Raw genomic sequence first — 22,173 nt, 5'->3', positions numbered from 1 at the left:
ACCTTTTAATGTATGTTAACAATTACTTTTCCAAATTAGGTACGGCTTTTGAAGGATATATGACCATGACAGAAGAGAAAAAAAATCCTGAAGGTAAAGTGACAAAGAAGTTGAAGATCGAGATCAGGAAACCTGAGGACTTCAAACAAGTTTATGCCATCGGTGCACTTGGCGGACACAGCCCTTATGATTTCAGGATCGGCTTCTACAATGACAGCCCAAAGGGATTCGACAAGTCATCTAATTCACAGGTGGTCCAGAGAAGCATTGAGACAGAAGTGATACTCTCACCTCTTGCGGCACTGGAGCTTTCCCACTGGCTTGAGCAGCACATCCGCGACTACGAGGCAATGTTCGGACCGATCGCCAGAGTGCAGAAGCAGCCACCAAAAATGAAGCAGCCTGAGGATACATCCGAGATACAGGGATACATCTAAAACTAAAGCTAAACTTGAAGAAGTTAGCTGCATACTACCTATAAGGACAGTTGATAAGGGGTTCTAATCGGCAGTAATAAATAGTAGGTTGGACAGTTTACTTTTTCCAATACGTAGTAATACATATTGCAGATCATATTGTTTATTATCTTTGAATAATGCGTGTGAGGATACGATCTTGTTCCCAAATAAGAAAGTTCAGAAATTGGTAGGATCTAAGATCCAGGTAGAGATGAAAGGCAACCAGCATATTCTTGAAGGTACATTAGAGAGCGCTGACGATTACCTTAACCTTCACCTTGTGGATACTGTTGAGATAGCTGACGGACAGCGCCTGCGCTCTCTTGGTTCCGTTGTATTGAGAGGTAACAACATAATCCTGATCATCCCTGTAGAGAACTAAAAGCTTTTATTTTCCGGATATAGACCATGGAAATAGAAGATAAGGCTCTTAAACTGATAGGCGATAGCAAAGACGGTGTCTACCAGAACGAACTCTGGAAGATGCTGGAGATCGACAGCCGCAAGTGCTCAAGGGTCATCACCAAGCTGATGAACGCAGACCTGATATACCGTGAGTCTGCGGTCAATAACGGTGCCAGGACCTATTTGATCAAAGTAGTTGCACCAGAAGAGGAATCCTTTGATCTCCTTCTCGCAGGAGAGATGTTCTCCCCCTGCGCAGGCTGCAGATTAGCCTGCCAGCCCGAGATCTGCGAACTACTATCCACCTGGATCAACCAGTTACCCCTGGAAGACGAGGTCAAAAAAGACGAAGAATGACCCCTCGGCCGAAAGCTTTATATTGCTAACGTACCTACTAGGGTCGCTTCAATGTAAGCAAAAAACAGCGTGCTCCGGTAGTGTAGTCCGGCCAATCATTCCGGCCTTTCGAGCCGAAGACTCGGGTTCGAATCCCGGCCGGAGCACCAATTCAACTATTTTTCTAAGTTGTTATCTTTGGGATGCAAAGCTTTGGGTTTTTGAGACAATTTTATTGATTAAAATTAAACTTTATTCTATTGACATGAGTTAAATAACAATTTCTTCTTCCCATTCTTTTAATTTTTCAGAAAATATCATGGCTCTTGCTGGGCTTGAAGAAGGAACCAATGAAATAGAAACCCCATCTGGTACATTGCAATGTTTGATGAATTTCATTGCTTTGCTTCCATTGCATATGATCTTCTTGATGTTGGTCAGATGAGAAAAGTCATTATACTCTTCATTGCGAATACTCTGATCTGAACTTCCGGTTATCTGACAACTTTTTACAGTGTCCCACAATCCAATCTTGTGCTCTTTTAAAGCCCTGATCCGGTCATTATAGCCCAATTCTTGTAAATCGATATCAAGTATACTACCCAGCAATTTCCAGAACTGGTTTCTGGGATTGCCATAGTATTGATCTATATCCCGAGATATTTGTGAAGGAAAAGTTCCAACAATTAACAATGTCGTGTTTCCATCGATTATAAGTTCCATTGCAAGTTCTCTTTCTTTTTGTTAAAATGTATCCGACATCCTCTCTAATCCAACAGAATCTAGGCTTAGAGAGAGGTATTCAAAATTTATTAAAAGTTGTTGCTCACTTGTAAGCTATCGAACCATTGAACTTCCATCCAATGAATCACATTCCCATATCGCACACTTAACCCCCACATCACTTCCAAACAATAATAAATACTTGAACTTAACATATTATATATTTAGATTATCTGTGGGAGATAGGGATATGGCAGCAATTGTAGAAAAAAGCAATTCGGACGGGGCCAGTATTAAATTAAAAGTAGCAGAGGCGTCCCAGGAAGATGTTGGAAAAGGTATTGTGCGTATCGATCCGGCACACAGGGAAAAGATCGATGTTGGGGAGTATGAGGTTGTGCAGATCGAGGGAGGACGTGCAACATCAGCGCTTGCGATAAATACAGATCCGACAGACGTCGGCCTTGATGTCATCCGAATGGATGGACTTATGCGTGCCAATGCAAAGATCAGCATTGGAGATTATGTAGAGGTCAGGAAAGCAGAGTGGAAGGAAGCACTTAATGTCACTCTTGCACCTGTGAGCAAAGGTATGCACATTTCAGCCTCAAGTGACATCCTTACATCCGTTTTCAGGAACAGGACCGTATCAAAAGGGGATTTTATCTCTACTACACATTTCAAGAGATCAAAGGACAGCCCTGCCAGAAGTATGATGCTCGAGGATATGTTCAGTGATATTTTTGATTACTCGTTCGGCCTGGGTGAGATCAAAATGCAGGTGGTCTCAACATCCCCAAAGGGCATCGTCAAGATCACTGATGTGACAGAACTTCAGTTGCTATCCGAAGCTGTAGAGCTCCCGCCGGAGCAGTCCATCCCTACTGTAATGTATGAAGACCTTGGTGGCATCAAACCGGCTATTTCCAAAGTAAGGGAAATAATCGAGCTTCCGTTAAAGCACCCGGAGCTATTTGACAGGCTGGGAATCGAACCTCCAAGAGGTGTGTTGTTGCATGGCCCGCCCGGGACCGGCAAGACCATGCTGGCAAGAGCAGTTGCCAATGAGTCCGATGCGTATTTCATATCGATCAATGGTCCCGAGATAATGTCCAAATACTATGGTGAATCCGAACACCAGATACGTGAGATATTCGATGAGGCCGAACAGAATGCACCAGCCATCATATTCCTTGATGAGATCGATTCCATTGCACCGAAGAGAGCAGAAGTTACCGGAGAAGTCGAAAGAAGGGTCGTCTCACAGCTTCTTTCATTGATGGACGGCCTGAAGGAGCGGAAGAACGTCATCGTCATAGGTGCAACCAACCGTCCGGAAGCCCTGGACCTGGCCCTGCGCCGTCCAGGAAGGTTCGATCGTGAGATAGTGCTACATGTGCCTGATCAGGATGGACGGCTGGAAATATTCCAGATACACACCCGTGGAATGCCACTGGCAGATGACGTGGACCTTAAGGCACTGGCTGAAACAACATATGGTTTCGTGGGAGCGGACATAGCAGCACTTTGTCGTGAAGCAGCAATGAGCTCCCTTAGGAAGGTCCTTCCCCATATCAACCTTGAAGAAGAACATATCCCTGCAGAGATCCTTGAAAAGCTGATCGTCACATCAGAAGATTTTAAAATCGCTCAGAAGGATGTGGAACCATCCCCCATGCGTGAGATCATGATCGAGACGCCAAATGTGGGATGGGATGATGTAGGAGGACTGGAAGATGTTAAGGAACTGCTCAAAGAAGCTGTTGAGTGGCCTCTTAAAAATCCGGAATCGTTCCAGCGTATCGGAGTGGAGCCTCCAAAGGGAGTATTGCTGTATGGGCCGCCGGGAACCGGTAAGACAATGCTGGCAAAAGCCATCGCCCATGAATCTAATGCTAATTTTATAACCGCAAAGGGAAGTGATCTGCTTTCAAAGTGGTATGGGGAATCTGAAAAGCACATCTCAGAGATGTTCGCCCGTGCACGCCAGGTAGCACCATCCATCATTCTCCTTGATGAACTTGATGCACTTGCACCCATACGGGGCGGTTCAATGGGAGAACCACAGGTTACCGAACGTATCGTGAACCAACTACTCTCAGAGCTTGACGGTCTTGAAGAGCTCCACGGTGTTGTGATCGTAGGTGCTACGAACAGACCAGATATCATCGATCCGGCACTGATCCGCCCGGGAAGATTTGATGAGCTTATACTTGTTCCTGTCCCTGATCTGGCCACCCGACGTAAGATCTTTGAGGTCCATACCAGAAAGATGGCACTTGCAAGTGATGTCAATATAGATGAACTTGTAACTGCAACAGACAAGTACACAGGAGCCGATATTGCAGCAGTCTGTAAAAAAGCAGGACGCTTTGCTCTTCGTGAAGACCTCATGGCAAACGAGGTCTCACATAAGCATTTCCTGAAAGCGATCGCTGAAACAGGAACATCGGTCACGTCTGACACCATGAAATATTACGAAGACCTTAAAGGCGACCTGAAGACCAAGAGATCCAGAGAGATAGAGGGCCCTGCCTATGGCTGATATTTAAAAAACATCAGTTCAGGTTATAAGTTCTAAAAACAATGAACGATTATACCTATTGGAAATTGCCATAGGCCTACCTGCCAGCCTGAACAACGATACAGTACTGGCCATTTCATTTTGACAACAGAAAACGGTTACTCGAATATTAGCATAAGGGAAGATCAGGAAGTGCAATTTTGAAAGAAAACAATATCGAAAGGATCCATTCAGATAGTGCGATAACCTGTACACTGTGCATGCAGGAAATGGAAACCCTCTATGATCACCTTGCCATGTCAACAGAGGAAATCGATCTGCTCGACATGCCAAAACGTTCTTTTACAGTACATTTCCCTGTTCGCATGGATTCCGGAAGAATGAAGATGTTCGTGGGTCACAGGGTACAGTACAATGATGCCCGGGGCCCCACTAAAGGAGGGATACGGTATCATCCTGACCTTACCATCGAATATCTTCAGGATCTCGCCTTCCTGATGTCCATAAAATGTGCCCTTGTTGACATACCCTTCGGGGGAGCAAAAGGCGGTATCGTGACCAATACCAAAGAGCTCAGCCGAGGTGAACTTGAAAGAGTTACCAGAGCCTATATTCGGGAGATCGCTGACTACATCGGTCCATTGAAGGACATCCCTGCGCCTGATGTGTATACCGATGAACAGATCATGGTATGGATACTTGACGAGTTCGAGAGAATAAAAAGGGAGCACACCCCTTCAATTGTTACCGGGAAACCGATAGAGTTAGGAGGAAGTCAGGTCAGAAAATATTCCACAGCCCTTGGCGGCGTCTACATACTTGAAGCAGCCATGGAAAAAGCCAAACTGGATAAGTCCAAACTTTGTGTTGCTATTCAGGGATTCGGAAAAGTAGGATTGAATGCTGCACGGATTCTCTATGAGAACGGATTCACAATATGTGCAGTAAGCGACTCAAGTGGTGGAATTTTCAAGGAAGATGGTCTTGATATCATGGAGGTTATAGACCACAAGTACAAGACCGGAAGTGTTATAGATTTCCCGGAGACCAGGAATATAACAAATGAACAATTACTGGCAACCGATTGTGAAATACTTATCCCTGCAGCTCTTTCAAAACAGATCAAACGAGAGAACGTCAATGACATAAAAGCAAAAATAATCCTTGAACTTGCCAATGCACCTGTTACAATGGATGCAAGCCGAATATTGCTTGATAGATCAGTAATAATTGTACCTGACATACTTGCTAATGCCGGCGGTGTTGTGGTCAGTTATTTTGAATGGATACAGAACCTCAGTCAGGATTACTGGGAAGAAGAAAAAGTTCTGGAAAGGCTCCAGCAGAAAATGATAACTGCTTTTGAAAAAGTATATGCGATCTGCATGGAACAAGATTGCAGTATGAGACGAGCAGCATTGCAATTCTCAGTTCGAAGGATACTATATGCTGAGAGACTACGTGGGAATCTTTGATCTCGTTCATCCTCCCACATTTATTTTTGATCTACATTTCCTTTTTTCTTTCTTCATACACTGCAATTAAATACAAATAAAGACCATTTAGAGTGAAAGATCGTTAACTCATTACATTAGAGATGATCGAACACTTGAAGCAGCCGGTTCCAGTTAATGAACACAAACTTCGAACTAATGACCGAATTCATGGATGATCAATTATGGGAATAATCGACAAAAACCAAAGTATTATAAGTGAGATAGCAGGATTCGCATTCTTCATTGCCAGTATAAGCAATTTCCTTGGTATTAACATACCAGTTCTGTCCAACAGTGGTCTTACAATCACTCAAAATATAATATTATTAATTCTTGGAATATATTTGATGACCTACAAGATACTTTCAAGAGGAGTGGCTGCTCGAGCCAAAAATAAGTAAATTAATCCATTTTTCTATGAACAGGCAATGATACTCAGGAAAATTAGTGTATGAGGGTCATTTCCTTTTTTATCGATCGAATTTGGTATTAACCGTTATCAGGTTCGATCTGAATTGCTGCTTTGAAGAACTATTCTATTATTTCATATCAGCACTGCTGTATTTTCAAAGCATCTCAAAAAATCAAAAACAAAACTGGCAGAAACCTTATTTTCTGCCTAAGAAGTAATATGCAGCGGCGCCAAAGATATTAAATAGAACTGCAACAAGGATCCACACAACTTTCATTGCACCGCTTAATCTCTTATTCTGTGTCACTACATCATAGATGACCCAGACAACTGACAATAATTCCAATAGACCCCATATTGATTCGAGCATATTATAACCTCCAAGATTAGATTGACATAATTAATATATAACATCTTGCTAGAAATTTGTAGCAAAACCCACAACAAGATACCACCCTACCTTCTTTTATACCCATACATCATAAATAAATGAATATATGGCACCTTCGGACCATCCAATTAAGCGCCAGCTTTACGTTCTCTCCATATCCAAGCTCTTCAAAGACCTTGCTACCGGAATGCTGGTGTTCATAATACCTTTGTACGTTGCGAACATGGACTCCCTGATACTGCATGATATGCCGGTTGTTCTCAAAGCAGGACTCGCAACAACTGTCTTCGGGCTGGCGAACTCCATATCCCAACCATATATGGGAAGGCTAAGCGAACGGCTTGACAAGAGGAAGCTTTTCCTGACCATTGGTTACATGATTTTCGCAATTATCTGTTACATCTATGCCATCTCAGGCTACTTTGAATCAATACTTTTCTTCAGGATCATCCAGGGAATTGCAATCGGTGCAACCATTCCTGCCATCATTACAATGGTCACACACCTATCCGCTTCAACGGTCAGGGGGCAGGCAATAGGCATTTACTCCACCCTCAGGGGTGCAGCCTTTGGAATAGGTTCAATGGTCGGCGGTGCTGTTGTGACCTACTATGGATTCGTTGCCGGATTCTACATCAGTGCAGCCCTTGTTATGTTAAGTACTATCCTCATAGTCCTCTTTGTGAAAGAAACAAAAGCACCTGAGACCAAAACTCCGGATGAAGCTTCTACTGACGGACCTTTCATCATTAAGATACTTGCCATTGCCATGTTCATGATGCTTGTAGGCATAATGCTCATACTTTCCCTCCTGCCTGCCTACCAGACAAGGCTTGAAGCAAGCGAATTCCTGCTCGGGATAGCACTATCTGCCTACGTGATCTCAAGGATCGTATTCCAGGTGCCAATAGGCATCCTCTCGGACAGGTTCGGAAGAAAGCTTCCCATACTTGCAGGCATCTTCTTTAACGCGATCATAGTCTATGGCCTCGGGCATGTTGATAACATAAACTCCCTCATCCTGCTGAGGTTACTACAGGGTATAGCCATGGCAGCAGTTGAGACACCCCTGCTTGCTCTTGCAGTGGAACTATCAGGCGAGAAAAAAGTTAGCAGCAAGGTCAGCACCATAACCAGTGCACAGGCAGCAGGAGTAGCAATGGGACCTCTGATCGGAGGTGTTTTTGGAGGGTATGTCAGTTTTGAAACTCCTTTCCACATAAGCAGTTTACTGATCGTCCTATCAGGAATTTTGGTATGGGCTGCATTAAGGAAGAACAGTGACAAAAATGGAAATACTGGAATCCATTGAAAGACCAGAAAAGTCAGAAAAGTCAGGAAATATCTACATCCTCTTTCAAATGAGCCTCAAAGGTTCTCACGACCAGTGGGTTGACAGGCACACCTTCCAATCCAATCTCTTCCAGAACCTTTTCCCATGAAACCGATGAGAAACCCAGAACAACCTCATGAATCCTTTTGACATAGTCAATACCCTCATCAATTGCCTTGTAGACATCATCACCTTTGACCGGATCATCCCAAGAGGATAAAAGCAACTTCACACCACCAGTCTCCCTGAGCTTCCTGAGAGATGAGATGACCTCTGCAACATTGTCATAGATCGGAATATCTCCCGGCAGAGGGATAGAATCACCGGAGAAAAGCACGTTGTCAGGGGACAACACCAATGAGATCGAACCATTTGAGTGACCGGGAGTGTGAATTACTCTAATGGACATAACCTCGCCAAGGTCGATCACATCCCCATCCTCAAGCACACGGTCCACTTTCACCGGACCACCTGTAAGTGCATCGAAATTCGGTATTGGACGCTCCCTGAATTGTACATCCGAATTCTCGATCCACCCAACCGCATTCCTGTGAGCAGCAACTTCGCATCCGGTCAGTTCCTTTATCACAGGAGTAGCACCTATGTGGTCCGCATGGGAATGCGTCTGCACTATAGTGAGATCTCCTGCGGATCCCTGCCTGTCTTTTTCATGTAGTCAAAGATGATCTTCTCAGAGGATGCAACACCACAATCCACAAGGCAGATTTCCCTGCCATAGATAAGATAGGCATATACGAAGCGCTCGATGATTATACCTGAGTCGCTGGTCAGGCTGAAAGGTATCTTTATGGCATGCACATGTTCTGTTACCTGCATGTTCAACCCCTGCTCATTTCTTTGCGATCACGGTTATCCAGTTATTTTCCGGCACCTCATCGATCTCAACAGAAGAGAAACCTGCACTTTCAAGCATATCCCTGTAATCCTGAGGTGAGAAGATGTTCATTCCACCCACTCCGGTGAAAGGCGAGTTCCTTTCCTCAAAGTTGCTATGCTCGTACATCTCATTGACTATCAGAAGCGTCCCTTCATCTTTGAGCACACGCCGGACCTCTTTGAGATCCTCTACGATATCCGGCCAGAAATAGCATGTCTCAAAAGCTGTGACAATATCGAACATATCATCAGGAAACGGCAACTCTGAAACCGGGGAATGTATTATGGTCACATGTTCACTGTCAACCGCATCCCTGTTCAGCTCGGTAGCAAGACCGACCATTTCACTGGAATGATCAACGCCATAAACTTTACCAGCCTTTACCAGGTCTGCAAGTATACTTACAGCACGACCACCACCACAGCCAACATCGAGTATCCATGAATCCGGTCCAATGGAAATATGTCCAATACCCCATTTCCATAGTTCATAATGATGCTCGTTCATTTCAAGACCCACGTTCCTCCCATCTTCCCCTGAAGGATTTGCATGAATTCTCACAACTTCCTCGATATCCAATCACATCAACTCCTTATAAGTAACAATAAAATATCAGCTCCAACCATCACACAAAGGAATTCTTCCCCTGTAGATAATTTCCCGGCCCTCATAGCTGAATACCAGAGGGCATACCTTTACACCAGCACCGATCGCATCCCTGAATGCGGCTGCAAGGTCAGGATCAATAACCTCATTTGGTGCGAAACATTGTGCATCAGGCCTGAACACAAGGATGAGCAGAAGTGCTTCATCACCACCCGCAACTGCCTTAATCAGCTCCCCAACATGCCTTTTCCCCCTTGATGTTGGTGCATCAGGAAATATTGCTCTCCCATCATCTATGAGAGTGCAGCCTTTTACTTCAACCCATATCCTCCTGTCACCTTTCCCGAGAAGAAAATCCAACCGGCTTTCCCCGAACTTCTGCTCGGCTGCAACTGAATCCAGTCCTTCAAGGAAAGAACATACCTCATTCCTGATAGCCCATTCCGCGATCTTGCGATGGAATGCTGAATTTATAAGGATCCATCCATCATCAGCTTTAGCAGCTATGACATCACAACCGGTCTTTCTGTTAGTATTGGAAGCTTTTTTCAAAAGCAGGTCGTTCCCTGTATAAAGCAGGTATTCAAGTCTTCCGGGATCATGTATGTGGACCTTCTCTTCCTGTATATCAGCAGGAGATCCGGAAATTGATGTGATGTCCACGATCCCCAGGAACCTGTTGGGTCTTGACAATAATCTCCCTTCAGCGTCCCATGGGATCTCCATGACTACTTCTTTTTCAGGTATCATTTAGCTTCCCGGATAAAAAAGAATAAGGACAGATCAGTTGTTATCCGCTACTGCTCCACCTACAACACCACCGATAATCCCGAATATCGCAGTGTAGATGACAATTACGAATGTGATAAAAATACCTGATCCTGCCAGAATAGCACCCAGTACAGGAACATCTGCAAGCAGAAGTGCCAAAGCACCTGAAAGCATGAATCCGGGAATAGCTGCCAGTAAAGACATCAACACACCTACTTTAAAGCCACCGAAAGCACCTTCGGAAGCAACATACCCTCCGAGAAAACCTCCGAAGAACGGAGAAAGTGCATTTATCAACGGCACCATATAGAGAACGACCGTGCAAACCAGTCCAATAATTGCTCCTTTTATAATATTCATAAGAACAGATCCTCTTACTATATGATGCAATATAACGGCTGAACATTTTATTTAGTTATCTATTGAAGAGAAAAAGTGCATGGGGGATACAAATAAAGAAATGGTTTTAATATTTCAATGCCTGTTTTTTACAATGTTTGCGCCGTTAACATTTAAATAGTATAGTGTTGATTAGCAAGTACTCAAAAGCATTATTAAAACCTATTTGAGAATGTCTTTGAGGAAAAACGAATACTACCACCAATTTGAACCTGATACCGGGTATTCTCGGTATCAGGCTTCATACCTATTTTTCAACTTTTGTGATCGGGGTTTGTAATCCAAAAAGTATAACCTTAAACACAACAATTAATGCTTCATGGATAAACAGAAAGAGAAAAAGTACCACCTTCATATTTATCACGCTCGCCAGTGTGATCCGAAAAAATGCACCGGGAAAAAGATGGCACGATTTGACCTTGCACGCCTTTTCGACAAGGTCCAGAAGATCCCCCGTGGAAGCATTCTGCTTGACCCAATGGCAGAGCAGGCACTTTCCCCGGCAGATCGGAACGAGCAGAACATAACTGTCCTTGATTGCTCCTGGGAGACAGTTGAGGAAGTTTTTCCACAACTTTTGAGATTGCAGCTTAAACACCGTGCACTTCCCTATCTTGTGGCTGCCAATCCTGTGAACTTCGGCCGACCTTTCAAGCTCAACTCCGTGGAAGCATTTGCAGCAGCCCTTTACATACTTGGCAATAAGGAACAGGCCGAGGAGATCCTGTCAAAGTTCAACTGGGGACACAGTTTCCTTGAGGTCAATAAAGAACCCCTTGAAGACTATTCCAAAGCAAAGGACAGCAAGGATATCATCAGGATCCAGGGCGAATACATCTGATCGACAAAAAGGAGCATGATGCATTGATACAGATCGGGGTCATAGGCGCAGGTTCATGCGATAATAGGGTAGCCGGACTTGCCGAGGCTGTCGGTGCTGAGATCGCAAAGAACAACGCAATACTCATTTGCGGAGGGCTGGGTGGTGTCATGGAAGCCGCAGCAAAGGGATGTAAAGCAGAAGGCGGACAGACAATAGGCATCCTTCCGGGAAACAGGAAGGAGGATGCGAACCAGTATATTGATCTTGTGATCGTTACTGCAATGGGCCATGCAAGGAATGCGATCATTGCACAATCATGTGATGCACTGATAGCGGTAGATGGAGAATATGGCACACTTTCGGAGATCGCGCTTTCACTGAAGATGGGAAAGCCCGTGGTCACACTGGAATCAAAATGGGATGTCGAAGGAGCACGGGTTGCAGCAAGCCCACAGGATGCGGTTAAGATCGCAATGCGGCTATTTTTGACAAGGTAACAATACTTTAATAGTATAATGAAGATAAATTATTTGGGATCAATTTGTGGTGCTGCATCACATTTATAATCTACACAAATTTATGGGGGAGATAAAATATGACAGAAATCGAAATAGATACCAGAGGAGAAACATGCCCGGTACCTCTTGTAGAATGCCGCAAAGCTTTGAAGAAGGCATCGTCAGGAGATGAAGTCACTATTCTGGGAACACATCCCGCATCAAAAAAGGAGATACCAATGGCCTGCAAAGCACTGGGACTTGAGATCATTGGTGTTGAAGAAAAAGATGAGGAATGGAAGATAAAGATACGCAGGTAACAATTGGGGGTTACTATGACCGATACGGCAGATACTATCGATAAGGCTGTCATTATTGTCCATAGTGGGGATATGGACAAACTATACAGCGCCCTTATAGTTGGCAATGGGGCACTTGCAATGGGAATGGATGTTTCCATGTACTTTACTTTCTGGGGACTCCAGAGACTTAAGAAAGGCGGACTTGAAAAGGGACCTTTATCCAAGATGCACATGCTGGGACTTGGAAAGTGGATGATAAACAAACGCATGAAAGCAGCAAATGTAGCTCCTCTTGAAAAGCTCATGAACGACTACAAGGAACTGGGCGGGAGAATACTCGCCTGTGAGATGACCATGGAGATCATGGGAGTCAAAGTTGAAGAGCTTCGCACCGAATGGATCGATGAATACGGTGCAGTGGGCACCTATATCAATGAAGCAAGGGATGCGAAAATAACACTATTCATTTAACAAAAGGAGTCTGAATTGAAATGACAAACTATCGGTGTAATGTTTGTAACGTTTTTGAATACGATGACGCAGAGGGCAATGCTGAAATGGGCATCGAACCAGGAACAAAACCGGAGGATTTCCCTGACGACTGGAAATGTCCGATATGTGGTGCTGACAAGAGCCACCTGATGCCAGTCTGATATTTTTGATGATAGCAAAAGAGGTGTGCTTTCAGGATGACTGAATATCGATGCAATGTCTGTGGTGCTTTTGAATATGATGATACCAGGGGAGACTCGAACACAGACATAAAACCCGGAACAAAGCCGGAAGATTTCCCTGATGATTGGCGCTGTCCGATATGTGGTGCTGACAAGAGCCACCAGATGCCTGTTGAAAAAGAAGAGATCGAAGAGATCACCTCTCAGGAGATCGTTACCTGTCCTAAATGTGGTCAAAAGAGCAAGATCACAGTATCAGATTTTGAAAAAGTAGACATTCGCGGCTACCTTGGAGAATGGAGAAGGACCTCTGACATTACTGAACCCTACATGGAAGATATCCATAAGATCTCTGTTACCGGTGAATCGATCCTTGAACCGATGAGGACAAAGCAGGATGTACTTTCATGGAATGATATTCTTATCAAAGGAGCACAGCTTGCAAAGATGCCTCTTAACGAGGATGAAACTGTTAACACGACCACGGTCATCGGACCAAAAGCAAAACACCCACTTGTCATTGAGACTCCTGTATTTATTACCCATATGTCATATGGCGCATTATCCAGGGAAGTAAAACAGGCCCTTGCAATGGGAAGTGCTGCCGTTAAGACTGCAATGTGCTCCGGGGAAGGCGGGATCCTTAAAGAGAGCATGGAGAAAGCCCACAAGTACATTTTCGAGTATGTACCGAACAGATACAGTGTTACCGAAGAGAACCTCAAAAAAGTGGATGCCATCGAGATCAAGATAGGCCAATCCGCAAAGCCTGGCATGGGCGGACACCTGCCTGCCGAGAAGGTAACAAAGGAACTGGCGGACATAAGGGGATTTCCCGAAGGCACAGACATCATAAGCCCGGCACATTTTGATGATATCCGGAATAAGGAAGACCTGAAAGCAAAGGTCGACTGGCTGAGAGAGACCTCGGGAGGCAAACCAATAGGCATCAAGATGGCAGCAGGCAATATTGAAGCTGACCTTGAAGTTGCTGTCTATGCAGGACCTGATTTCATTACCATCGACGGCAGACCGGGAGCAACTGCTGCTGCATTGAAATTTGTCAAGAACACAACATCGATACCCACGATATTCGCACTTTACCGTGCAAGGAAGTTCCTTGATGAAAAAGGCATAAAGGATATTTCCCTGATAATCACAGGCGGTCTGCGTGTATCTTCCGATCTTGCAAAAGCACTGGCACTTGGTGCAGATGCCATTGCCATAGGCACAGCAGCGCTCATGGCGTGTGCCTGCCAGCAATACAGGTTATGCGATACCGGAAAATGTCCGGTCGGGGTCACAACACAGGACCCTGAACTTCGTTCCAGGCTTAAGATCGACATTTCTGCGAAGAAGCTTGAGAACTTCCTGAGAGTATCCACTGAAGAGCTTGAGAATTTCGCAAGACTCACAGGAAATGATGATGTTCACAAGTTAAGTATCACTGACCTTTGCACTACAAATTCCGAAATTTCAGACCATACGGAGATCGAACATGTCTGAGATCTGATGTATATAATAGAAAAGTAAAACCATAAAATAAACCTGGGGGGGTTATATCCGTTTAGAGAAAGATACACTTGGGGAAGTGGAAGTGCCTGAGGACGCCTATTATGGTCCTCAGACAACAAGGGCAGTTCATAATTTCAAGGTCAGCCGGCAGAGGCTGCCTCCTTCTTTTGTAAAAGCACAGGCTGCAATAAAGATGGCATCCGCACGTGCAAATATGGAATCCGGAAAGCTTGACACCACAAAGGGAGAAGCCATAATAAGGGCTGCAACCGAGGTAAGGGAAGGGAAGTTCGATGACCAGTTCGTAGTAGATGCGTTCCAGTCAGGTGCAGGGACCTCACAGAACATGAACGCAAACGAGGTCATTGCCAACAGGGCACTTGAGATCCTTGGGTTTGAAAAGGGACATTACGACATAATACACCCGAACGACCATGTGAACATGTCCCAGTCCTCAAATGATACAACACATACTGCTATACACATTGCAGCTGTGGAGACCATTAATTCAGAGCTCATGCCTGCACTTGTGGAAATGCTGACGGTATTTACTGAAAGGTCCGCTGAGTTCATGGATATCGTCAAGCCGGGAAGAACGCATCTTCAGGATGCTGTACCGGTCACGCTTGGACAGGAATTCTCAGGATATTCACATATGCTTGAACTCGGGATCAAACGACTTGAAGTCGCCATTGATGACCTTTAGGAACTGAACATGGGAGGTACTGCTGTCGGTACCGGACTGAACACACCGGAAAATTTCGGCCAGCTGGCGATAAAAAAGATGGAACTGATCACAGGTCAGGATTTCAGACTTGCTAAAAATGCATTTGAGGCTACGCAGTCTGCAGAAGCCATTCTTGGAGCATCAGGTGCACTACGAAGTATTGCTGTAACCCTTATCAAGATCGCAAACGACCTGCGTCTTCTTTCAAGCGGTCCAAGAACAGGTATCGGAGAGATCAACCTTCCGGCAGTACAACCGGGGTCTTCTATCATGCCAGGAAAAGTGAACCCAGTAATGGCCGAGATGCTGAACATGGCATGTTTCCAGATCATCGGGAATGATACAGCCATAACTATGGCAGCACAGGGAGGACAGTTCGAGCTCAACGTATTCACCCCCGTGCTTGCCTATGATCTTCTTAGTTCGATAGAGATACTCACGGGTGCATCGATCTCCTTTACAGAAAAGTGCCTTCGGGGGATCACTGTGAACAGGGAACGATGTGAAGAACTATCAAAGCAGAGCCTTGCTCTTGTCACCATACTGGCAACAACCCTAGGTTATGAGAAGGCTGCAGAGATCGCACACACTGCACACCGGGAGAACAAGAGCATAATCGAGGTCGTGAAGGAGATGAACATAATGGATGAGAAAGACGTAGAAGAACTTCTTGATCCTATCAACATGACCGGTGTGGGAAAATGATTACACATGATGTGGTAGTGATAGGAGGTGGTCTTTCAGGTCTCAGATGTGCTATTGAGCTTCATGAAAGGGGAGTGGATGTAGCTATCGTTTCAAAAGTTCCTCCGATACGCAGCCATTCCGGAGCTGCACAGGGAGGTATTAATGCATCCATTGGTTCCGATGACAGCTGGGAATCACATGCATTTGATACTGTAAAGGGAAGCGACTACCTTGCTGATCAGGACACTGTTGAGATATTGTGCAAGGAAGCTCCTGACAGGGTGCTTGAAATGGAACACTGGGGCACCAATTTCTCAAGGAAGGATGATGGCACCATAGCACAGCGTCCTTTTGGAGGTGCAGGATTCCCAAGAACATGCTACGCCGGAGACAGGACCGGACATAACATTCTTCATACACTTCATGAAAGGATATTACGTGCCGGTATCAAGGTCTACAGGGAATGGCTTGTAACAAGACTTGTCATCGAGGATGACAGGTGTCTGGGTTTTGTAGCTATGGACCTGCTGAACTCCGAACTTGAGGTCTTCAAAACAAAGGCCACAGTACTTGCTACAGGAGGTTACGGGCGGATCTACCAGAAGTCCACCAATGCGATCATCAACAAGGGATTTGGCATAAGCCTGGCCTATCGTGCAGGAGTGCCACTGCAGGATATGGAATTCGTACAGTTCCATCCCACAACATTATGGGGCACTAATATACTGATTACCGAGGGTGCAAGGGGTGAAGGCGGATACCTTTACAACAAGGACAATGAAAGGTTCATGAAAGACTACGCATCCTCATCAATGGAACTGGCTCCCAGGGATATCGTTGCAAGATCCATCCAGCAGGAGATCGACGAGGGAAGGGGATTCCCCGGAGGATATGTCCATCTGGATATCACACACCTCGGAAAGGACCTTATCGAAGAAAGACTGGGCGGCATACGCCAGATATGTATCGATTTTATAGGTATTGACCCGGTCGAGGAACCAATTCCCGTACAGCCCGGACAGCATTACTCCATGGGTGGAATCAGCTCGAATAAGGATGGAGCCACTCCTGCAAGCGGTCTTTATGCAGTTGGCGAATGTGCCTGTATAAGTGTTCACGGTGCGAACAGGTTGGGAGGTAATTCCCTTCTTGACACTGTGGTCTTTGGAAGAAGAGCAGGAGTACATGCAGCAGATTATGTTACATCACTGGGAGAAACCAGCGATAGCCCCCTGACACAGGCACTTGACAGTGAGAACACTGCCATTTCCGAAATGATGGGAGATGATGGTGAAAGCTATTCCGGCATCAGCGAGGAACTGAAGAAGACCATGCAGGAAAATGTGGGAGTATTCAGAGAGCAAGGAGAACTTGAAAAGGCGGTCGAAGATGTCAAAAGGCTGGAAGAGCGAGCAAGGTCACTGAAGGTCAGAACAGAAGCCAGGGAGTTCAATCTGGAACTGCTCAATGCGATCGAACTTAAGGGTATGCTGGACCTGGCACATGTAATCGCATTAGGAGCATTGGTACGTGAGGAAAGCAGGGGAGCCCATTACAGGACAGATTTCCTTGAAAGGGACGACAAGAACTGGTTAAAGCACACACTTGCCTATCTTACACCGGAAGGACCCCGGCTGGAATACAAAGATGTTAACATAACGATCTTCCAGCCACAGAGGAGGACGTACTGATGACAAAGCTAAAGATCAGGAGACAGGATGATGAAATAGTCTGGTACGATCTCTTTGAGGTTGAGGACAAGCCGGGAATGAATTTGCTGGAAGCATTGTTCTATGTACAGGAAAAGCTTGATGGAAGCCTGACATTCCGGTACTCGTGCAGAGGTGCTGTCTGTGGAAGTTGTGGAATGCTTATCAACAGGGTACCAAGGCTCGCCTGCAAGACCCAGGTGTCTGACCTGAGGAAGGAACCTACGAATGAGGGGAACCCGGAGGTTCTGATAACCAACAAGAAGACTGAAACAGATAATGATGAAATACTGATAGAACCATTGCCGAACCTGGATGTCATACGTGATCTTGTGGTAGATATGGATCCATTCTATTCCCTGCTGGAAAGTGTAAGACCCTGGCTTGAGATGAAGGATGATATTCCTAAGAAAGAGAACATTATAGATCAGGAAACGCAGGTCAAGCTTGAACAATATACTAACTGCATCCTATGTGCGATATGCCACGGATCATGTCCTGTTGCAGAAAGGGACAGGAAATACTACGGACCGGCAGCTCTTGCAAAAGCATGGCGTTTTGACCTTGATCCGAGGGAAAATGAAGACAATCGAGAGGAAAGGCTTGAGGTCGTAGACTCTGAATCCGGTGTATGGGGATGCGACACGGTGTACAAATGTGTTGCAGTCTGCCCTAAAAAGGTGGCACCAACGTTGGGGATCAATGAGCTTCGCAACAGGATAGATACAAATAAGAAAAAAGAAGAGTAAAATAGGTATTACTTTTCTTTGAAAATTATTGTAGAATATGGATCGAAAAGGACAGAATAGGATATAATACAGTATATTATATTATTTCAACAGGAACAGATGATCGGGAACGAGTATGCGAGAATATTAGTGTGATACAAAAGTTTTTATCATATAAAGATTTTTCAACATCTGGCATATCCATTATAGTTTCACTGGTAACGGCAAGACGTTCCATATATTTATAAATCATAATACCGGAGTTTTCGATGCATCTTATCATAGCAGAAAAACACATTGCGGCCAAAAGGATAGCAAGTATCCTTGCCCCGAAGAAGCCAAAGCAGGTACGCGTCAGCGGAATGGATACCTACGAGTTCAATGCCGATGACAGGACCGTCGTTATGGGGCTTAGTGGACACATAGTCCAGCTGGACTTCCCTAAAGCATATAACAACTGGCAGAAAGTAGAGTCAAGAGAGCTCATCGATGCGGAGGTCATTACTACACCTACACATGTGAAGATCGTGAGTGCCCTTAAAAAACTGGGAAAGGAAGCAACACACGTCACCATTGCTACTGACTACGACAGGGAAGGAGAGCTTATTGGTGTCGAAGCACTGGAGATCATCAAGAAAGTGAACCCGGAAGTGGACTTTGACCGTGTGTTCTATAGTGCAATTACAAAAAAGGAGATCGATGATGCTTTTGCAAATCCTGCAGCCATTGACTTCGATCTTGCTGATGCAGGTCATTCCAGACAGGTCATCGACCTCGTATGGGGTGCATCGCTCACAAGATACCTTTCCATTTCAGCAGGCAGGTTAGGTAAGCTTTTCCTATCTGTAGGACGGGTACAGTCACCGACCCTTGCACTGATAGTCGACAAGGAGAAAGAAAGACAGGCTTTCGTTTCAAAACCATACTGGGAAATATTTGCCACCCTCAAGGGCAAGAGTGGTGAACTCTTCGAGGTTCAGCACAAGACCCCGAAGTTCTGGGACAAGACCGAAGCTGAAAAGATAATGGACATCATAGGTGACAATGCAACGGTTTCCTCAGTTGTCAAATCAAAGAAGAAGGACAAGCCACCTACTCCATTCAATACTACCGAATTCATAGGCGCTGCAAGTTCCATCGGTTATAGCGCTGCCAATGCCATGAGAATCGCAGAATCACTCTATACAAGCGGTTTCATTTCATACCCGAGAACTGACAACACGGTCTATCCGGCATCCATCGACCTGAGAGAACAGATCGAAGTATTCAAGAAAGGCACTTTCAAGGAATATGCAGAAAAACTGCTCGCCAAGGAAAAACTTGTTCCGACCCGTGGTAAGAAAGAGACCACAGATCACCCTCCTATCTATCCTGCATCACTTGCAAAGAAGAGCGAGCTCAATGACCAGGAATGGAAGCTTTACGAACTGGTGGTCAGGAGATTCTTTGCGACCTTTGCTGAAGAGGCCGAGTGGGAGACCCTGAAGGTAAGGTTCGACATTGAAGATGAGGAATTCAAAGCAAACGGAGCCAGATTGCTTCACGCAGGATGGAGATGGTACTACCCATACAATGCACCACAGGACAGGCTGCTTCCTGCCCTTGAAGAAGGTGATGTGCTCAGTATAAAGAGCAAGGAGATGACATCCAAGGAGACCCAGCCACCCGGAAGGTATGGACAGGGAAGACTTATCAAGCTCATGGAAGAGCTTGGGCTTGGCACAAAAGCAACACGCCATGAGATCATCAGCAAGCTCTATTCACGGGCATACGTCCACGGAAATCCGCTCCAGCCTACAAAAACATCCTTTGCGGTAGTAGAGGCCCTTGAGGAATATGCCCCTACGATCACAAGGCATGACATGACAAGCAAGCTGGAAGAGAATATGGACCGTATTGCAGAAGGCAAGGTCAATGAAGAGGATGTCCTGAGCGAATCAAGGAAGATGCTTGATGATGTATTTGCCGAACTTGAGGTAAATAAGGAGAAAATATCAGAATCATTACGTGCCGGTCTTCGCGAAGACAAGGTCATCGGCATCTGTAAAGAATGTGGCTCAAAGCTTATAGTCAGACGCTCAAAACGAGGTTCGAGGTTCATCGGCTGTGACGGGTATCCTGACTGTAATTTCTCCCTCCCGCTTCCAAAGAGCGGACAGGTCATTGTTACCGATAAGATATGCGAGGAACACGGCATCTACCATATTAAGATAATAAATGCCGGAAAACGACCATGGGACCTTGGCTGCCCGCAATGTAATTTCATCGAATGGAAGAAGACACAGGAAGAAGAGAAACGCAAGCAGCCTGAAGTACCAAGACCTGAGAAGATACTGGATGTTCCGGGTATCGGAAAGGTTACAGCTGAAAAGCTCAAGGACGCAGGCGTTTCAACTGTAGATGAGCTTGGTGAAGTAAACGCAATAGAACTTTCAAAAAGCACCAGCATACCTGTCGGGAAGATCATGAAGTGGCAGGAAGCTGTTGCATAAATAAACAATAGAAGGGATACAAATGAAACTGGGATTCAAAGGCGGTTGTAAGGAAGTTGGACGTTCTGCACTCTTGGTCAACGATGAGATACTGGTCGATTACGGGATCAAACCGGGAGAGACACCACTCTATCCTGTGAGCGAAGTCCATCCTAAAGCAGTCTTTGTTTCACACGGCCATCTGGACCACTGTGGTGCTGTTGCAAACCTCATGGACATGAAACCTGATGTGTTCATGACACCACCAACAGCAGATCTTGCACATGTACTCGCAAAGGACACACTTGCAATAGCAGAAAGAGAAGGGAGGTCCGTGCCTTATAGCGGCTGGGAACTCCAGCAGATGACAATGAATACCAACAAGGTGGACACCGGTATAGAATTCCATGCTCACGGTTACACCGCACAGTTCTATAATGCAGGTCACATACCCGGCTCATCCGCGATCTATCTTGAAAAGGATGGAAAAAGCATTGTTTACACCGGCGATATCAACACCCTTGACACAAGACTTGTACCTGCAGCAGATGAACTGCCAAAAGCAAATGCCCTCATAACAGAAAGCACATATTTCAATGAAGATCACCCTTCCAGAAAGGAAACTGAAAGGGAATTCATCGATTCATTGAAGGATACACTGGACATGGGAGGCAATGTCCTGATCCCTGCTTTCGCCATCGGAAGAACACAGGAAATACTCATGTTCCTCAGTGACCATGGCATCCCCTGCTATGTGGATGGAATGGGAGTCGGGATCTACAAACTCCTGATGAACCATCCTGATTACCTGAAGAACCCGGCACACCTGAAACATGCATTTGATAATGCAACATTTGTCAAAGGCAGAAAAAGATCAAAAGTTCCACTCCATGGATCCGTGATCGTGACAACTGCCGGTATGCTAAACGGTGGACCTGTACTTTACTATATCAACCAGCTCTACAAAGACGCGAAGTCCAAGATCATGCTTACAGGCTACCAGGTAGAAGGCACCAATGGAAGGATGATGCTTGATACCGGGATCATCGATAACGATGGAGTTATCCAGCAGGTCCGCATGAAGGTCGAAAAGTATGATTTCTCATCCCACTGTGGCGACCGTGAGTTAAAACAGCTTGTGAAAGAGTTCTGTGACAAAGGCGGAGAGAAGGTCTTCACCATGCACGGAGAGAACGCTGAAGATTTCGCTACATGGGTAAATGAAGAGATCGGTGTAGAAGGATATGCTCCTGCCAACGGTGAAGACGTTATGATCTGAGTTTACATA

General features: G+C 45.3%; 25 protein-coding genes, 1 tRNA gene and 1 pseudogene. 20 read left to right on the top strand and 7 right to left on the bottom strand.

Features of this window, described 5'->3' with window-relative positions:
* The first annotated feature begins 65 nt into the window (after positions 1-65).
* The 4 genes from E7X56_RS02215 (at position 66) to E7X56_RS02200 (ending at position 1,369) form a co-directional block, all read left to right on the top strand.
* Positions 66-437, top strand: coding sequence for a DUF3467 domain-containing protein (locus E7X56_RS02215; protein ID WP_135604450.1), 372 nt, complete (start codon positions 66-68; stop codon positions 435-437).
* A 178-nt stretch (positions 438-615) separates the two neighbouring features.
* Entirely contained in the window at positions 616-840 is a 225-nt protein-coding gene (locus tag E7X56_RS02210) for an LSM domain-containing protein (protein ID WP_135604448.1), read from the top strand.
* 26 nt (positions 841-866) lie between these two features.
* Positions 867-1,220 (top strand): Lrp/AsnC family transcriptional regulator, encoded by a 354-nt coding sequence (locus E7X56_RS02205; protein ID WP_135604446.1) that lies wholly within the window; start codon positions 867-869, stop codon positions 1,218-1,220.
* A gap of 71 nt (positions 1,221-1,291) precedes the next feature.
* Positions 1,292-1,369 (top strand) — tRNA-Glu (locus E7X56_RS02200).
* Positions 1,370-1,469: 100 nt separating this feature from the next.
* On the opposite strand, the gene E7X56_RS02195 is transcribed toward E7X56_RS02200, so the two are convergent.
* On the bottom strand, positions 1,470-1,922 hold the full coding sequence (locus E7X56_RS02195) for a DNA-deoxyinosine glycosylase (RefSeq protein ID WP_135604444.1): 453 nt from the start codon (positions 1,920-1,922) through the stop codon (positions 1,470-1,472).
* 250 nt (positions 1,923-2,172) lie between these two features.
* Here E7X56_RS02195 and E7X56_RS02190 point away from each other — a divergent pair, with 250 nt between their 5' ends.
* The 3 genes from E7X56_RS02190 to E7X56_RS02180 all read left to right on the top strand — a co-directional run bounded on the left by E7X56_RS02190 (position 2,173) and on the right by E7X56_RS02180 (position 6,343).
* Complete coding sequence (locus E7X56_RS02190) at positions 2,173-4,467, top strand: CDC48 family AAA ATPase (protein ID WP_135604442.1); 2,295 nt, start codon at positions 2,173-2,175, stop codon at positions 4,465-4,467.
* 179 nt (positions 4,468-4,646) lie between these two features.
* Entirely contained in the window at positions 4,647-5,921 is a 1,275-nt protein-coding gene (locus tag E7X56_RS02185) for a Glu/Leu/Phe/Val dehydrogenase (RefSeq protein WP_210409229.1), read from the top strand.
* A 203-nt stretch (positions 5,922-6,124) separates the two neighbouring features.
* The gene (locus tag E7X56_RS02180) at positions 6,125-6,343 is read left to right on the top strand and encodes a hypothetical protein (protein WP_135604440.1); all 219 of its coding nucleotides are present in this window, start codon (positions 6,125-6,127) and stop codon (positions 6,341-6,343) included.
* Between the two features lie 207 nt (positions 6,344-6,550).
* On the opposite strand, the gene E7X56_RS02175 is transcribed toward E7X56_RS02180, so the two are convergent.
* On the bottom strand, positions 6,551-6,724 hold the full coding sequence (locus tag E7X56_RS02175) for a PLD nuclease N-terminal domain-containing protein (RefSeq protein WP_135604439.1): 174 nt from the start codon (positions 6,722-6,724) through the stop codon (positions 6,551-6,553).
* 127 nt (positions 6,725-6,851) lie between these two features.
* On the opposite strand from E7X56_RS02175, the gene E7X56_RS02170 reads away from it, so the two are divergent.
* Positions 6,852-8,057, top strand: coding sequence for an MFS transporter (locus E7X56_RS02170; RefSeq protein WP_135604437.1), 1,206 nt, complete (start codon positions 6,852-6,854; stop codon positions 8,055-8,057).
* 22 nt (positions 8,058-8,079) lie between these two features.
* On the opposite strand, the gene E7X56_RS02165 is transcribed toward E7X56_RS02170, so the two are convergent.
* The 5 genes from E7X56_RS02165 to E7X56_RS02150 are packed head-to-tail and all read right to left on the bottom strand — an operon-like array spanning position 8,080 to position 10,713.
* Positions 8,080-8,709: an MBL fold metallo-hydrolase gene (locus tag E7X56_RS02165; RefSeq protein WP_210409228.1), complete on the bottom strand. Its 630-nt coding sequence runs from the start codon at positions 8,707-8,709 to the stop codon at positions 8,080-8,082.
* Positions 8,709-8,915: a hypothetical protein gene (locus tag E7X56_RS11935; protein WP_210409227.1), complete on the bottom strand. Its 207-nt coding sequence runs from the start codon at positions 8,913-8,915 to the stop codon at positions 8,709-8,711. The genes E7X56_RS02165 and E7X56_RS11935 overlap by 1 nt, the downstream gene beginning before the upstream one ends.
* Before the next feature lie 13 nt (positions 8,916-8,928).
* Positions 8,929-9,555 (bottom strand): class I SAM-dependent methyltransferase, encoded by a 627-nt coding sequence (locus E7X56_RS02160; protein ID WP_135604435.1) that lies wholly within the window; start codon positions 9,553-9,555, stop codon positions 8,929-8,931.
* A gap of 33 nt (positions 9,556-9,588) precedes the next feature.
* Positions 9,589-10,332, bottom strand: a complete 744-nt coding sequence (sfsA, locus tag E7X56_RS02155; RefSeq protein WP_244603368.1) for a DNA/RNA nuclease SfsA — start codon at positions 10,330-10,332, stop codon at positions 9,589-9,591.
* A 33-nt stretch (positions 10,333-10,365) separates the two neighbouring features.
* The gene (locus E7X56_RS02150) at positions 10,366-10,713 is read right to left on the bottom strand and encodes a DUF5518 domain-containing protein (RefSeq protein WP_091690145.1); all 348 of its coding nucleotides are present in this window, start codon (positions 10,711-10,713) and stop codon (positions 10,366-10,368) included.
* A gap of 358 nt (positions 10,714-11,071) precedes the next feature.
* Between E7X56_RS02150 and E7X56_RS02145 the strand changes: the two genes are divergently transcribed.
* From E7X56_RS02145 to E7X56_RS02100, 12 genes and pseudogenes are all read left to right on the top strand, one after another.
* On the top strand, positions 11,072-11,593 hold the full coding sequence (locus tag E7X56_RS02145; protein ID WP_135604433.1) for a DUF367 family protein: 522 nt from the start codon (positions 11,072-11,074) through the stop codon (positions 11,591-11,593).
* A gap of 23 nt (positions 11,594-11,616) precedes the next feature.
* Positions 11,617-12,072: a TIGR00725 family protein gene (locus tag E7X56_RS02140; protein ID WP_135604431.1), complete on the top strand. Its 456-nt coding sequence runs from the start codon at positions 11,617-11,619 to the stop codon at positions 12,070-12,072.
* Positions 12,073-12,170: 98 nt separating this feature from the next.
* Positions 12,171-12,392, top strand: coding sequence for a sulfurtransferase TusA family protein (locus tag E7X56_RS02135; protein ID WP_135604429.1), 222 nt, complete (start codon positions 12,171-12,173; stop codon positions 12,390-12,392).
* Between the two features lie 15 nt (positions 12,393-12,407).
* The gene (locus E7X56_RS02130; RefSeq protein ID WP_135604427.1) at positions 12,408-12,845 is read left to right on the top strand and encodes a DsrE/DsrF/DrsH-like family protein; all 438 of its coding nucleotides are present in this window, start codon (positions 12,408-12,410) and stop codon (positions 12,843-12,845) included.
* A gap of 20 nt (positions 12,846-12,865) precedes the next feature.
* Entirely contained in the window at positions 12,866-13,027 is a 162-nt protein-coding gene (locus E7X56_RS11930) for a rubredoxin (RefSeq protein ID WP_210409226.1), read from the top strand.
* A 36-nt stretch (positions 13,028-13,063) separates the two neighbouring features.
* Positions 13,064-14,554, top strand: coding sequence for a glutamate synthase-related protein (locus tag E7X56_RS02125; protein ID WP_210409225.1), 1,491 nt, complete (start codon positions 13,064-13,066; stop codon positions 14,552-14,554).
* A gap of 85 nt (positions 14,555-14,639) precedes the next feature.
* A pseudogene (locus E7X56_RS02120) lies at positions 14,640-15,614 on the top strand (lyase family protein); the annotation flags it as partial.
* Positions 15,594-15,995, top strand: coding sequence for a hypothetical protein (locus E7X56_RS12010; RefSeq protein WP_371413341.1), 402 nt, complete (start codon positions 15,594-15,596; stop codon positions 15,993-15,995). The pseudogene E7X56_RS02120 and the gene E7X56_RS12010, both read left to right, overlap by 21 nt.
* Positions 15,992-17,668: an FAD-dependent oxidoreductase gene (locus E7X56_RS02115; RefSeq protein WP_135604425.1), complete on the top strand. Its 1,677-nt coding sequence runs from the start codon at positions 15,992-15,994 to the stop codon at positions 17,666-17,668. The genes E7X56_RS12010 and E7X56_RS02115 overlap by 4 nt, the downstream gene beginning before the upstream one ends.
* Positions 17,668-18,435 carry a succinate dehydrogenase/fumarate reductase iron-sulfur subunit gene (locus tag E7X56_RS02110; RefSeq protein WP_135604423.1) on the top strand — a complete coding sequence of 256 codons (768 nt, stop codon included), beginning with the start codon at positions 17,668-17,670 and terminating at the stop codon, positions 18,433-18,435. Before E7X56_RS02115 ends, E7X56_RS02110 begins: the two co-directional genes overlap by 1 nt.
* 248 nt (positions 18,436-18,683) lie before the next feature.
* On the top strand, positions 18,684-20,906 hold the full coding sequence (locus E7X56_RS02105) for a DNA topoisomerase I (protein WP_135604421.1): 2,223 nt from the start codon (positions 18,684-18,686) through the stop codon (positions 20,904-20,906).
* A gap of 22 nt (positions 20,907-20,928) precedes the next feature.
* The gene (locus E7X56_RS02100; protein ID WP_135604419.1) at positions 20,929-22,164 is read left to right on the top strand and encodes an MBL fold metallo-hydrolase; all 1,236 of its coding nucleotides are present in this window, start codon (positions 20,929-20,931) and stop codon (positions 22,162-22,164) included.
* The last annotated feature ends 9 nt before the right edge of the window (positions 22,165-22,173 follow it).

It is taken from the genome of Methanococcoides sp. NM1 (assembly GCF_900774285.1).
In the GTDB taxonomy this organism is placed as follows: domain Archaea; phylum Halobacteriota; class Methanosarcinia; order Methanosarcinales; family Methanosarcinaceae; genus Methanococcoides; species Methanococcoides vulcani.
This window is presented reverse-complemented; position numbering and strand designations above follow the sequence as displayed.